Genomic DNA, 12,421 nt, shown 5'->3' with positions numbered 1-12,421 from the left:
GGGTGGCGTGGGGGGAGACGGCGGTGGATCCACGGACCACCAGCTCCGGGCGGAACAGGTATTCGGAGTGCGGGGCACCGTGGCCGTTGATCTCGTCGACCAGAGCCCGGACCGCAGCCACCGCCATGGCCGCCACCGGCTGGCGCATGGTGGTCAGTGGTGGATCGGTGAAGGCCATCAGCGGGGAGTCGTCGTAGCCGACCACGGAGAGGTCCGCGGGGACGGCCAGGCCGCGCTGCCGGGCGGCCCGGATCGCGCCGAGGGCCATCAGGTCGGAACCGCAGACGATGCCGGTCGCGCCGCGCTCGATCAGCCGGCCGGCCGCCGCCTCGCCGCCCTCCACCCCGAACAGGGACAGCTCGGTCAGCTCGGCCAACTCGTCGTCGTCCACCCCGGCGAGCCGCCGCATCGCCGTCTTGTAGCCGTTGACCTTGCGTTGCACCGGCACGAACCGGTCCGGACCGGTGATCAGGCCGATCCGCCGGTGGCCCAGGGCCACCAGGTGCGCCACTGCCAACTCCGCGGCTTCCCGGTCGTCGCAGGAGACGAAGGGCGCCGGGATGCCGGGTGCGTACCCGTTGATCATGACGATGGGCAGCGGCCGGGCGATGAGCGTCCGGTACCGGTCGTGGTCGGCGGCGGTGTCGGCGTGCAGGCCGGAGACGAAGACGATGCCGGAGACCTGGCGGTCGAGCAGCATCTCGACGTACTCGTCCTCGCGTACGCCGCCGGGGGTCTGGGTGCAGAGCACCGGGGTGTAGCCGGTGGGCGCCAGCGCCGATTCGATGATCTGGGCGAAGGCCGGGAAGATCGGGTTGTCCAGCTCCGGCACCACCAGACCCACAAGTCCCGCGCTGCGCTTGCGCAGCCGGGCGGGGCGCTCGTAGCCGAGCACGTCAAGGGCGGTCAGCACGGCCTGCCGGGTCTCGGGTGCCACGCCAGGACGGTCGTTGAGCACCCGGGACACGGTGGCTTCGCTGACGTCGGCCTGCTGGGCGATGTCGGACAGGCGAGCGCGCATGGCGGCACTGTAGCTCACTGACAAGTTCTTGCGCAGTGGCCCGCAAGAACTTGCAGAATCGCGCATCGTGCGTCGGAATCGTACTCATCGTCCGTCGGCAGCGTGCCGCAATCGGGACGCAGGGTGACGCCCGGGAGGGTGGGCGGTGAGCGTATCCGGCAGTCACTTCCGCTACGAGGGCGCGAAATGTCGGAATAGTGGCGCTTGTCGAGGAGCGTGATTGCGGATGGGCCACGGTTGTTGCAAGGAAGTTCGCAAGGGGTTTCTAGTTTAGAAAGTTCTTGCTACTGTCCCGCCGTTACCCGGCAGGCAATCTAGGAGCGAACATGCGCCGCACAGCCAGGGGGATCGCCGTACTCGCCGCCGCCACACTCGCCCTCTCCGTCGCCGCGTGCGGCGGCGAGGACGAGGCGGCCGAGGAGCAGCCCAAGGTCGATCCCGCCTCCCTCAACGCCGAACTGACCTGGTGGGACACCTCTGACCCGCAGAACGAGGCCCCGGCGTTCAAGGAACTGATCGCCAAGTTCAACCAGACCTATCCGAACGTGAAGATCAACTACCAGTCGGTCCCGTTCGGCGAGGCACAGAACAAGTTCAAGACCGCCGCGCAGGCCAAGACCGGCGCCCCGGACATCCTGCGGGCCGAGGTGGCCTGGGTGCCCGAGTTCGCCTCCCTCGGCTACCTCTACGCGCTTGACGGCTCCGAGTTGCTCGCTGACTCCGATGACTTCCTGGCGACCCCGCTCGCCTCCAACAAGTACGAGGGCAAGACCTACGGCGTTCCGCAGGTCACCGACAGCCTCGCGCTGATGTACAACAAGGAGCTGCTGACCAAGGCCGGCGTCAGCGAGCCGCCGAAGAGCTGGGCCGAGCTGAAGACCGCCGCGCAGGCGGTCAAGGAGAAGACCGACGCCGAGGGCGTGTACCTCAACCCGGCCGGCTACTTCATGCTGCCCTTCATGTACGGCGAGGGCGGCGACCTGGTCGACACCGAGGGCAAGAAGATCGTCATCAACTCGGCGCAGAACGCGGCCGGGCTGAAGGTCGCCAAGGATCTGATCGACAGCGGCGCCGCCGCCAAGCCCTCCGCCAACGACTCCTACGGCACCATGATGACCCTGTTCAAGGAGCAGAAGGTCGCCATGATCATCAACGGGCCGTGGGAGGTCAACAACGTCACCTCGGCACCGGACTTCGGTGGCCTGGAGAACCTGGGCATCGCGCCGGTTCCGGCCGGCTCGGCTCGCGCCGGTGGCCCGGTCGGCGGCCACAACTACGTGATCTGGTCCGGCATGCCGCAGGAGAAGATCGACGCCGCCGTCGCGTTCGTCAAGTTCATGAGCAGCGCCGAGTCGCAGGCGTTCCTGTCGGAGAAGCTCGGCCTGCTGCCCACCCGTACCTCGGCGTACCAGGTCGACGCGGTCAAGAACAACGCGGTGGTCGCCGCCTTCCAGGCGGTGAACGAGGCGGCCGTGGGTCGGCCGTGGATCCCCGAGGCCGGTCAGTTCTTCGGCCCGCTCGACCAGATGGCCACCGAGGTCCTGATCCAGAACAAGGACCCGCAGGCCGCGTTGGACGCCGTCGCCAAGAAGTACAAGGCCGAGGTCGTGCCCGGCTACGGGCTCTGACCTGATGGTGGGCCTCGGCCCGTCGCCCCGACCACGACGCTGGCCCGGCGCGGCCGGGCTGTGATCCTGACACCGGCCCTGCGCCGGTGACCCCTTCGGCATCCCCGGCAGGGGTCGGCGACCGTGCCGGTCACCGACCCCTGCCGGACCTCTGCACTGGAGCGCAGCTGATGTCCACCGTGACAGCCGAACCGGCGCCGTCGTCGGCGCCGCCCGGCCCATCCGCTCGTCCCTCCCGGCTGCGCCGCAGCTGGGAGAAGCACTGGTACGCCTGGGCGATGGTGCTGCCCGTCGTCATCGTCCTGGCGGTTCTGATCTTCTACCCGCTGATCCGCGGGATCTGGATCTCCTTCACCAACCTGACCGAGGCCAACCAGGCCGCCGAGATCTGCACCAGGTCGATCACCGGCGGCGAGGTCTGCGCCGAAAACCCCAACAAGTGGGAGTTCGTCGGCCTCGACAACTACGTCCGGGTGCTCACCGGCGAGGTCGGTGAGTTCTGGCAGTGGACCGGCACCACGCTGATCTGGACGGTCGTCTGCGTGGCCTGCCACTTCGGGCTGGGCCTCGGGCTGGCGAGCATGCTCAACCGCCCGATGCGGGCCCGGGGCCTGTACCGGGTGTTGCTGGTGCTGCCCTGGGCGGTGCCGGCCTTCGTCAGCGCGTTCGCCTGGAAGTTCATCTTCAACGAGCGGTTCGGCCTGGCCAACGCGCTGCTCTCCGCCGTCGGCATCGACCCGGTCTCGTGGTTCTCCGACAGATGGACCGCGCTCTTCACCGCCATCGTCACGAACGTCTGGCTGGGCGTGCCGTTCATGATGGTGGCGCTGCTCGGCGGCATGCAGACCATCCCGGGCGAGCTCTACGAGGCGGCCGAGATCGACGGCGCCTCGGCGTGGCAACGGTTCAAGAACATCACCCTGCCGGGTCTGCGTCCGGTCAGCATGACTGTGGTGCTGCTCGGCACCATCTGGACGTTCAACATGTTCCCGATCATCTTCCTGGTGACCGAGGGGCAGCCAGCCGGGCAGAGCGAGATCCTGGTGACCGGTGCCTTCCGGGCCGCCTTCGAGGGCATCCGCAACTACTCGCTGGCCTCGACGTACGGCGTACTGATCCTGTCGATCCTGCTGGTGTTCTCGGTGTTCTACCGGCGGGCGCTGCGCAAGCAAGGCGAGGTGTGGTGATGGGACGGACACCGAAGACCGGCCGCAGCCGGCGCAGCCCGGTCAGGTCGATGCTGCTGCACGGCACGTTGATCCTGGCCTCGCTGATCGCGATCGGCCCGATCGTCTGGGTGCTGCTCTCCTCGCTCAAGCCCGGGTACGCGATCCAGAGCACTCAGCTGACTCTGTTCCGGGACACCACCCTGGCGAACTACAGCTACGTGCTGACCGAGACGAACTTTCCGAGGTGGTTCCTCAACTCGGTGATCGTCGCGGCCTTCACCATGACCATCGGCATCTTCCTGTCGGCCACCACCGGCTACGCGGTGTCCCGGTTCAACTTCCCGGGCCGCCGCCCGCTGATGATGGTCTTCCTGATCACGCAGATGTTCCCGGTGGCCATCCTGATCGTGCCGATCTACACGATCCTGGCCCGGCTGGGGCTGATCAACACGATGCCGGCGCTGATCATCGCGTACCTGACCATCGCGGTGCCGTTCTGCGCCTGGATGTTGAAGGGCTACTTCGACTCCATCCCGACCTCGCTGGACGAGGCGGCGGCGCTGGACGGGTGCGGCCCGTTCGCCATCTTCTGGCGGGTGGTGCTGCCGCTGGCCCGGCCGGCCGTGGCGGTGACCGCCTTCTACACCTTCCTCACCGCGTGGGGCGAGGTGGCGTACGCGTCGGCGTTCATCCAGACCGACAACAAGTTCACCCTGGCGTACGGGCTCCAGCAGTTCGTGCCGCAGTTCAACCCGCAGTGGGAGTACCTGACCGCTGCCGCCGTCCTGGTCACCATCCCGGCCGGGCTGGTCTTCTTCTTCGCCCAGAAGCACCTGGTCTCCGGCCTGACCGCAGGTGGCACCAAGGGCTGACGCTGCGCGATCGAAGGGGTCTTGGTTCCCGGCCACCGTACGACGATGCGGGCCCTCGGCGTGTTGCCGAGGGCCCGCCTGCCGGGTTCAGTGCGTCTCGTATTCGTACAGCGCCGTTGCACCCTCTCCCCGGTCGAGATCGGAGCGGGTCAGCCGCTTCACGGGGACCATGACGCGCTGGCCCGTGGAGCCACTGCCAGCATCAAGCCACACCTCGATCATCTCCGTCCTCGGTAGCTCACGCGGGCCGATCGCCAGAATCGTCACGAGCGGGGTCGGGTCGGGGAAACTGTTCATGGTCGGACCTCCCGTGTCCGATCAAGGCCCCCGGCGAGCGCCACCACGCGAGCCGGGGGCCGCCTGCGAGGTCTTCCGTCACCCTAGTGCCAACCTGTCCACCGTGTCCATCGAATGAACAGCATGGACAGCGTGGCGTGCCTGGACAGGTGAGACCTTGAAGGCATGATCGACCCTTGGTCACCGCGCTCGTTCGCTGAGCAGTTGGCCGACGTGCTTCGGGCGAAGATTGACAGCGGCGAGTGGCAGCCTGGGCACAAACTTCCCGGTGAGGTCACGTTGGCGCAGACCTACGAGGTGGCGCGCGGCACCGTGCGGGCCGCGCTGGACCAGCTCCGCGAGGAGGGCCGAGTGGTCACCTTCACCGGCCGTGGCACGTTCATTGCACCCGAGGCCACCGGAAATCCTGACGCTTGAGCCGAAGGCCAGCCCGGCCGGATGATCGCCCAAGACGCCTGGTTGGGCTGCGGGGGTGGTGGTCGTCAGGGTGCTGATGTCACTGTGAAATCACGCCTGTTCGGGACGTTGCTGCTGGCTGGTTTGGGCGTAGCGCCCGAACTCTGCCCAGCCCGGGGTGCGTAACCCGCTGGCTCGCCGAGCAGCCGGGTGCCTCTACTACAAACCGTCGTTGATAGGGCAGGATGGGTCGGGTGGAAGCACTTCGACTCATCCTCCTCTACGCCCATCTGATCGGGTTCGCGCTGCTGCTCGGTGGCGCCATCGCCCAATACCTCACCGGCAAGATCCGGATCAACTCCGCCATGCTCTGGGGGGTGGTGATCCAACTACTGACCGGCATCGGCCTTTCCGCGCCGTTGCGCGACGGCGATGAGCCGGCACCGGCGAAGCTTGTGACAAAACTGGTCCTCGCCCTGCTCATCTTCGTCATGGTCTTCTTCTCCCGGAAGAGGTCCGAGGTCGCCCGGGGCCACTTCCTCGCGATCGTGGGATTGACCCTGGTCAACGCGGCAGTGGCGGTCTTCTGGCGGTAACCGGGAGATCGCTGGTTCAACCTCAATAACCGGGCATTCCAGACACTTGGTCGCCCACCTGTCGGCACTGCACGTGACGTGCCCCACCCAAGCATTACGTACGGGTAACAGGGCTCCAACAGTCCTGCACGATTGTCGTTCGGCAGGTGGGCGCGGGCGTACGCTCTGCGTCCGTAACGTGGGACGCCGGCGGCACAGCGCAAGCCGGTTCAAGGGCAGCCACCGCAACCACGCGGTGTGCAATGGGAAGGGAGTCGTCTTGCGCTCGGTGCGTGGGATGCGGATCGCCTCGATCATCGCGGCGGGTGGGCTCGTACTGAGTGCCACCGCCTGTGGCGAGGCCCCGGATGAGGAGAACAACGCCGGTTCCGGCGGCGAGAAGTACACCGCCTGCATGGTCACCGACGTCGGCGGCATCGACGACAAGTCGTTCAACGCCTCGGCCTGGAAGGGCCTCGAGGCCGCCAAGGCCGAGAACAGCAACATCGAGATTAAGAACACCAGCTCGCGGGCCGAGGCGGACTACGAGCCGAACCTCACCGCGTACGTCAACCAGGACTGCGACTTCGTCCTCTCCGTTGGCGGCTTGATGGGCGAGGCCACCAAGAAGATCGCCGAGGCGAACCCCGACCAGCAGTTCGCCATCGTCGACGCCAACCCGGGCGTGGCCAACGTCTACCCGATGGAGTTCGACACCGCGCAGGCCGGCTTCCTCGCCGGTTACGTCGCCGCCGGGATGAGCGAGAGCGGCAAGGTCGGCACCTACGGCGGCATGAAGATCCCGCCGGTGACCATCTTCATGGACGGCTTCGTCGACGGCGTCGCGTACTACAACGAGGCCAAGGGCGCCAAGGTCCAGGCCCTCGGTTGGAACAAGGAGACCCAGAACGGCTCCTTCACCAACGACTTCGTCAAGCAGGACGAGGGCAAGAAGGTCAGCGACGCGCTCGTCGCCCAGGGCGCCGACATCATCATGCCGGTGGCCGGCGGCGCCGGTCTCGGCACCACCAGCGCGGCCAAGGCCTCCGGCGGCAAGTACAACACCATCTGGGTGGACGTCGACGGCTGCGAGAGCACCCAGGACTGCGCGGCGATCATCACCACCGTGGTCAAGAACATCCCGGGCGCGGTCAAGGAGGCCGTGCTCAAGGCCGCCGGTGGCGGACAGCTCAACGCCCAGGAGGGCTTCGTCGGCACCCTGGCCAACGACGGCGTCTCGATCGCCCCGTTCCACGAGTTCGACAGCAAGGTTCCGGCCGAGCTGAAGAGCGAGGTCGAGAAGCTGAAGGCGGACATCGCGGCCGGCACCGTCAAGGTCGAGTCGCCCGCACAGCCGAAGTGACCCGGCACCGGCCATCCCCGGTGCGACGATCACCGAGGATGGCCGGTCAACGGCGCAGCACACCATGATCCGGCCGCTCCGGCGCGGGGAACACCCGCAGTGCCGGGGCGGCCGGTCCGCGCCACCGGTCGCCGCCTGCCGCGACCAGCTCGCCAGCAGCTACGCTGCACCATCGCTTCGCACCCCAGGAGGTTGCGCTGAGACTCGAACTGCGCGGCATCACCAAGCGGTTCGGTGATCTGGTCGCCAACGACCACATCGACCTCACGGTGGAGCCTGGAGAGATCCACGCTCTGCTCGGCGAGAACGGCGCCGGCAAGTCGACACTGATGAACGTGCTCTACGGGCTCTACCAGCCCGACGAGGGCGAGATCCTGGTCGACGGCAAGCCGCTCAAGCTGCGCGGGCCCTCCGACGCGATCGCGGCTGGCATCGGCATGGTGCACCAGCACTTCATGCTCGTACCTGTCTTCACCGTCACCGAGAACATCATGCTCGGTGCCGAGCAGGTGCGCGGCGGCATCGCCGGCTTCCTGGACCGGCGGCGGGCCCGGCGCGAGGTCGCCGAGGTCTCCCAGCGCTACAACCTGCGGGTCGACCCGGACGCGGTGATCGAGGACCTGCCGGTCGGTGTCCAGCAGCGGGTCGAGATCGTCAAGGCCCTGACCCGCGACGTGGACCTGCTCATCCTGGACGAGCCGACCGCGGTGCTCACCCCCCAGGAGACCGAGGAACTGCTCACCGTGATGCGGTCGCTCAAGGCCGCCGGCAAGTCCATCGTCTTCATCACCCACAAGCTCGGCGAGGTCAAGGCCATCGCCGACCGGATCACCGTGATCCGGCGTGGCAGGACCGTGGGTACGGCCTCGCCGGAGGCCAGCCGGGACGAGTTGGCCGCGCTGATGGTCGGCCGTTCCGTCCGGCTCACCGTGGACAAGGCCCCGGCCACCCCGGGCGAGCCGGTCCTGGAGGTCTCCGGCCTGATCGTCGACGACGACCGGCAGGTCCGCGCGGTGGACGGCGTCGACCTGACCGTACGCGCCGGAGAGGTGCTCGGCATCGCGGGTGTGCAGGGCAACGGCCAGACCGAGCTGATCGAGGCGATCATGGGTCTGCGCCCGGCGCTCGCCGGCACTGTCGCGCTGGAAGGCCGGCGGATCGACGGCTGGCCGACGAAGAAGGTGCTCCGGGCGGGCGTCGGCTATGTGCCGGAGGACCGCAGCGTGGACGGTGTGGTCAAGGAGTTCACCGTCGCCGAGAACCTGGTGCTGGACATCTACGACCGGCCGCCGTTCGGGCGGGGCCTGTCGCTGCGGCCGGACGCGATCGCCACCTCCGCGAGCGAGCGGATCGAGCAGTTCGACGTACGCACCTCGTCGGCGCAGGCGCCGGTAGGCACCCTCTCCGGCGGCAACCAGCAGAAGGTGATCGTGGCCCGGGAGCTGTCCCGGCCACTGAAGCTCTTCATCGCCGCACAGCCCACCCGGGGGGTGGACGTCGGTTCGATCGAGTTCATCCACAGCCAGGTCATCCGCGAGCGCGACATCGGCACCGCCGTGCTGGTGGTCTCCAGCGAACTCGACGAGGTGATCGGGCTGGCCGACCGGATCGCGGTGATGTACCGGGGCCGGATCATCGGCATCGTCGGCCCGGACACCCCACGCGAGGAGATCGGCCTGCTGATGGCGGGCATCACCCCCGACGGGCCAGGCAGCGAGGACGAGAAGGCATGACCAACCCGAATCCAGAGCCGGACTCCTCCGCCGCCGGCCCCGCCGGAACCGGCTCCCCGGACAAGGCACCGGCGAGCGAGGAGCAGGCCACCGAGACCGCGATCGGCAACACCGAACGCGCCGAGGCGGCCACCACGCCCAGCGCCGCCCAGGAGCCGCGTCCCACGCTGGGGCGGCTCTTCCTGGAGAACCTCTGGGCCGCCAACACGTTCACGGTGACCCTGCTGTCACTGGTCCTCGCCATGATCGTCGGCGCTGTCCTGATGATCGTCTCCGACCCGGACGTGCTGGCCACCTACGCCTACATCACCGCCCGCCCCTCCGACGCGATAAACGGCAGCTGGACGCTTGTCAGCGAGGCGTACGCGAACCTGTTCAAGGGCTCGGTCTTCGACCCGGGCGCGACCACCCTCAACGCCGCGCTCAGCCCGATCTCGGAGACGCTCACCTACACCGCGCCGCTTGTCTTCACCGGGCTGTCGGTGGCGCTGGCCTTCCGGGGCGGCCTGTTCAACATCGGTGCCCAGGGGCAGGCCACCATGGGTGTCATCCTGGCCGCCCTGGCCGGTTTCCTGCTGCCGCTGCCACCCGGCCTGCACCTGCTGGTCGCGGTCCTGGCCGGGGCGCTCGGCGGGGCCGTCTGGGGATTCATCCCCGGCATCCTCAAGGCCCGCACCGGCGCGCACGAAGTGATCAACACGATCATGCTCAACTACATCTCGGTCTACTTCCTGACCTGGCTGATCGTGCAGAACGGGGTGCAGGACCCGAACCGGACCGACGCCATCAGCCGGTCCGTGGACGCCTCCGCCCAACTGCCCCGCCTGTTCGGCGACGGGCTGCGGGCGCACGTCGGCATCATCCTGGCCGTGCTGGCCACCTGGGCGGTGGCCTGGCTGCTCAACCGGTCCACCCTCGGCTTCGAGCTGCGGGCGGTGGGGGCCAACCCCGACGCCGCCCGGACCGCGGGCATGAGCGTCACTCGGACGTACGTCCTGATCATGGTCTTCGCCGGGGCGCTGGCCGGGCTCGGCGGCTCGCAGATGGTGCTCGGCACCACCGCCGCGGCGCTGACCCCGCTGGTGATCGCCCAGATCGGCTTCGACGGCATCCTGGTCGCGCTGCTCGGCCGGGTGAAGCCCTGGGGGGTGGCGCTGGCCGCGCTGCTGTTCGGCGCGTTGCAGGCCGGCGGCAACCGGATGCAGTCGTACTCGGGCATCTCGCTGGAGCTGGTCACCGTGCTCCAGGCGCTGATCGTCATCTTCATCGCCGCGCCGGCCCTGGTCAAGGCGATCTTCCAGCTCCGGGCCGCGCGGGCCGCCCGGTTGCAGACGAGCCTCGCGAAGGGCTGGTGAGGCATGTCCACCACGGCTGTTCCCGACGTCGCGGTCGCCCCCGTCGACGAGGGCTTCTGGACCCGTACCCGCAAGGTCGGTGTGGTGCTGCTGGCCCTCGGCCTGCTGGCCACCGTGCTGTTCGGCGCGCTCGCCACCGGCGAGCAGGCCCGCTTCACGCTCAGTGAGGACGCCGCCGGGGCCGCGCTGGAGGTCAACGGCACGGTCGGCGCGATCGTCTTCGGACTGATCACCCTAGCCGCAGGTGGCGCGATGCTCGCCCGGCTGCCGAAGCGCTGGTTCATGCCGCTGCTCGCCGTGGGCCTTGTCGCGTTCGTGCTCTCCTTCCTCTGCTGGCAGGTCTCCGCCGCACCGGCCGGGCAGAACTTCATGCCGCTGGTCAACATCGTGCGGGGCACCTTCCTGCTCGCCCTGCCGCTGATCTTCGGATCGCTGGCCGGCGTGCTCTGCGAACGCTCCGGCGTGGTGAACGTGGCAATCGAGGGGCAGCTGCTGATGGGCGCGTTCAGCGGCGCGCTCTTCGGCAGCATCTCCGGCAGCGTCTGGGTGGGTCTGCTCGCCGCCGCGATCGGCGGCTCGTTCATCTCGCTGCTGCTTGCCGTCTTCTCCATCCGCTACCTGGTCGACCAGGTGGTCATGGGCATCGTGCTGAACCTGCTGGCGCTCGGCATCACCGGCTTCCTCTACGAGCGGCTGATGCAGACCGACCCGACGCGCTACAACAGCGCGCCCCGGTTCAGCAACTGGGAGATCCCGCTGCTGTCGGACATCCCGGTGCTGGGGCCGGCGCTGTTTCGGGGCAACATCTTCCTCTATCTCGCCCTGCTGCTGGTGCTCGTGATCCACATCGCGTTGTTCCGTACCCGCTGGGGCCTGCGGACCCGCTCGGTCGGCGAGCACCCGACGGCCGCGGACACCCTCGGCGTGAAGGTGCTCGGGCTGCGCTACCGCAACGTGATCATGGCGGGCGCGGTGGCCGGCATCGGCGGTGCGTCGTACACGCTGGCGCTCTTCTCGTTCACCAAGAACATGATCGGGGGTAAGGGCTTCATCGCGTTGGCCGCCCTGATCTTCGGTCGGTGGAGCCCGACCGGGGCACTGCTCGCCGCACTCTTCTTCGGCTTCGCCGACCAGCTGGCCACCTACCTGGGCGCGATCAACAGCATCATTCCCGGGCAGTTCCTGGCCATGCTGCCGTACCTGGCGACGATCCTGGCGGTGGCCGGGCTGGTCGGGCGGGTCCGGGCACCGGCCGCCGACGGGAAGCCGTACATCAAGGGCTGATCCAAGGGAGCACGATGGAGATCGACTGGGAGCGGCTGCGGGCCGCCGCCACCGAGGTGATGCGGCACGCGTACGTGCCGTACTCGAAATTCCCGGTGGGGGCGGCGGCGCTCGTCGACGACGGACGGGTCGTGGTCGGCTGCAACGTCGAGAATGCCGCGTACGGCGTGGTGCTCTGCGCCGAGTGCGGGGTGGTCTCCTCGCTGCACGCCACCGGCGGCGGCCGGATCGTGGCGCTGTCCTGCGTCGACGCCACCGGTGAGCCGCTGATGCCGTGCGGGCGCTGCCGGCAACTGCTCTGGGAACAGGGCGGGCCGGAGTGCCTGATCGAGGCCAAGGGTGGCCCGTTGCGGATGGCTGAGCTGCTGCCGCACGCCTTCGACGTGGCCGACCTCGAAGCGGTCACCGGCGAACGACCGGTGCCGGTGGTGCCCGACCGGCTGGCCGCCTGGCGCGGGCGGGGCACCGTCTTCGTGCACCCCGACCTCTCCGCCGGACAGCAGGTCTGGACGGCCTACTGGGAGCGCTCGTCCGGCGACGACGCGGCCGCCGAGACCGGGGTCCTGGAGGAGGGGCCCAGCTGGAACGACTCAGCCGAGGCGATCACCTGGGGCTTGGCCCGTACCCCCCGGGTGGTGGTGGTCGACGCGACCGGCACCATCTTCTGGGCCGGCGAGGGCGACCCGCCATTGGAGATCCCGGCCCGCTGGCCCCCCACCTGACCACCC

General features: G+C 68.6%; 12 protein-coding genes. 10 read left to right on the top strand and 2 right to left on the bottom strand.

The annotated features are described in order from the left end of the window. A partial coding sequence (locus tag C1I93_RS22465) for a LacI family DNA-binding transcriptional regulator (RefSeq protein WP_181445285.1) occupies window positions 1-1,021 on the bottom strand: 1,021 nt, incomplete at its 3' end. A 326-nt stretch (window positions 1,022-1,347) separates the two neighbouring features. Here C1I93_RS22465 and C1I93_RS22460 point away from each other — a divergent pair. The 3 genes from C1I93_RS22460 to C1I93_RS22450 all read left to right on the top strand — a co-directional run bounded on the left by C1I93_RS22460 (window position 1,348) and on the right by C1I93_RS22450 (window position 4,690). Beyond that, window positions 1,348-2,649, top strand: a complete 1,302-nt coding sequence (locus C1I93_RS22460) for an extracellular solute-binding protein (protein ID WP_111245279.1) — start codon at window positions 1,348-1,350, stop codon at window positions 2,647-2,649. A 170-nt stretch (window positions 2,650-2,819) separates the two neighbouring features. Beyond that, a complete protein-coding gene (locus tag C1I93_RS22455; protein ID WP_111245278.1) occupies window positions 2,820-3,836 on the top strand; it encodes a carbohydrate ABC transporter permease in 1,017 nt (338 codons plus the stop codon). After that, entirely contained in the window at window positions 3,836-4,690 is an 855-nt protein-coding gene (locus C1I93_RS22450) for a sugar ABC transporter permease (RefSeq protein ID WP_111245277.1), read from the top strand. The genes C1I93_RS22455 and C1I93_RS22450 overlap by 1 nt, the downstream gene beginning before the upstream one ends. A gap of 87 nt (window positions 4,691-4,777) precedes the next feature. Here C1I93_RS22450 and C1I93_RS22445 read toward each other — a convergent pair whose 3' ends face one another. Continuing rightward, the gene (locus tag C1I93_RS22445) at window positions 4,778-4,987 is read right to left on the bottom strand and encodes a hypothetical protein (protein ID WP_111245276.1); all 210 of its coding nucleotides are present in this window, start codon (window positions 4,985-4,987) and stop codon (window positions 4,778-4,780) included. A 165-nt stretch (window positions 4,988-5,152) separates the two neighbouring features. On the opposite strand from C1I93_RS22445, the gene C1I93_RS22440 reads away from it, so the two are divergent. The 7 genes from C1I93_RS22440 (at window position 5,153) to C1I93_RS22410 (ending at window position 12,415) form a co-directional block, all read left to right on the top strand. Continuing rightward, window positions 5,153-5,404: a GntR family transcriptional regulator gene (locus C1I93_RS22440; RefSeq protein ID WP_111245275.1), complete on the top strand. Its 252-nt coding sequence runs from the start codon at window positions 5,153-5,155 to the stop codon at window positions 5,402-5,404. Between the two features lie 233 nt (window positions 5,405-5,637). After that, window positions 5,638-5,979 (top strand): hypothetical protein, encoded by a 342-nt coding sequence (locus tag C1I93_RS22435; protein ID WP_111245280.1) that lies wholly within the window; start codon window positions 5,638-5,640, stop codon window positions 5,977-5,979. Between the two features lie 277 nt (window positions 5,980-6,256). Continuing rightward, window positions 6,257-7,321 (top strand): BMP family lipoprotein, encoded by a 1,065-nt coding sequence (locus C1I93_RS22430; protein ID WP_111245274.1) that lies wholly within the window; start codon window positions 6,257-6,259, stop codon window positions 7,319-7,321. A 164-nt stretch (window positions 7,322-7,485) separates the two neighbouring features. Next, window positions 7,486-9,054 (top strand): ABC transporter ATP-binding protein, encoded by a 1,569-nt coding sequence (locus C1I93_RS22425; RefSeq protein ID WP_111245273.1) that lies wholly within the window; start codon window positions 7,486-7,488, stop codon window positions 9,052-9,054. Then, window positions 9,051-10,409: an ABC transporter permease gene (locus C1I93_RS22420; RefSeq protein WP_111245272.1), complete on the top strand. Its 1,359-nt coding sequence runs from the start codon at window positions 9,051-9,053 to the stop codon at window positions 10,407-10,409. The genes C1I93_RS22425 and C1I93_RS22420 overlap by 4 nt, the downstream gene beginning before the upstream one ends. Window positions 10,410-10,412: 3 nt before the next feature. Then, window positions 10,413-11,693 carry an ABC transporter permease gene (locus C1I93_RS22415; protein WP_111245271.1) on the top strand — a complete coding sequence of 427 codons (1,281 nt, stop codon included), beginning with the start codon at window positions 10,413-10,415 and terminating at the stop codon, window positions 11,691-11,693. Window positions 11,694-11,707: 14 nt separating this feature from the next. After that, the gene (locus C1I93_RS22410) at window positions 11,708-12,415 is read left to right on the top strand and encodes a cytidine deaminase (protein WP_111245270.1); all 708 of its coding nucleotides are present in this window, start codon (window positions 11,708-11,710) and stop codon (window positions 12,413-12,415) included. The last annotated feature ends 6 nt before the right edge of the window (window positions 12,416-12,421 follow it).

The organism is Micromonospora endophytica (assembly GCF_003236305.1).
GTDB classification, from domain to species: domain Bacteria; phylum Actinomycetota; class Actinomycetes; order Mycobacteriales; family Micromonosporaceae; genus Micromonospora; species Micromonospora endophytica.
The sequence above is the reverse complement of the archived record's forward strand: the minus strand, read 5'-3'. Positions and strand labels throughout refer to the sequence as shown.

What these genes read in the sequence shown, in the direction of transcription:
- C1I93_RS22460 (WP_111245279.1), top strand. Translation starts at nt 1,348, where the DNA reads ATGCGCCGCACAGCCAGGGGGATCGCCGTACTCGCCGCCGCCACACTC.
- C1I93_RS22455 (WP_111245278.1), top strand. Translation starts at nt 2,820, where the DNA reads ATGTCCACCGTGACAGCCGAACCGGCGCCGTCGTCGGCGCCGCCCGGC.
- C1I93_RS22450 (WP_111245277.1), top strand. Translation starts at nt 3,836, where the DNA reads ATGGGACGGACACCGAAGACCGGCCGCAGCCGGCGCAGCCCGGTCAGG.
- C1I93_RS22445 (WP_111245276.1), bottom strand. Translation starts at nt 4,987, where the DNA reads ATGAACAGTTTCCCCGACCCGACCCCGCTCGTGACGATTCTGGCGATC.
- C1I93_RS22440 (WP_111245275.1), top strand. Translation starts at nt 5,153, where the DNA reads ATGATCGACCCTTGGTCACCGCGCTCGTTCGCTGAGCAGTTGGCCGAC.
- C1I93_RS22430 (WP_111245274.1), top strand. Translation starts at nt 6,257, where the DNA reads ATGCGGATCGCCTCGATCATCGCGGCGGGTGGGCTCGTACTGAGTGCC.
- C1I93_RS22420 (WP_111245272.1), top strand. Translation starts at nt 9,051, where the DNA reads ATGACCAACCCGAATCCAGAGCCGGACTCCTCCGCCGCCGGCCCCGCC.
- C1I93_RS22415 (WP_111245271.1), top strand. Translation starts at nt 10,413, where the DNA reads ATGTCCACCACGGCTGTTCCCGACGTCGCGGTCGCCCCCGTCGACGAG.
- C1I93_RS22410 (WP_111245270.1), top strand. Translation starts at nt 11,708, where the DNA reads ATGGAGATCGACTGGGAGCGGCTGCGGGCCGCCGCCACCGAGGTGATG.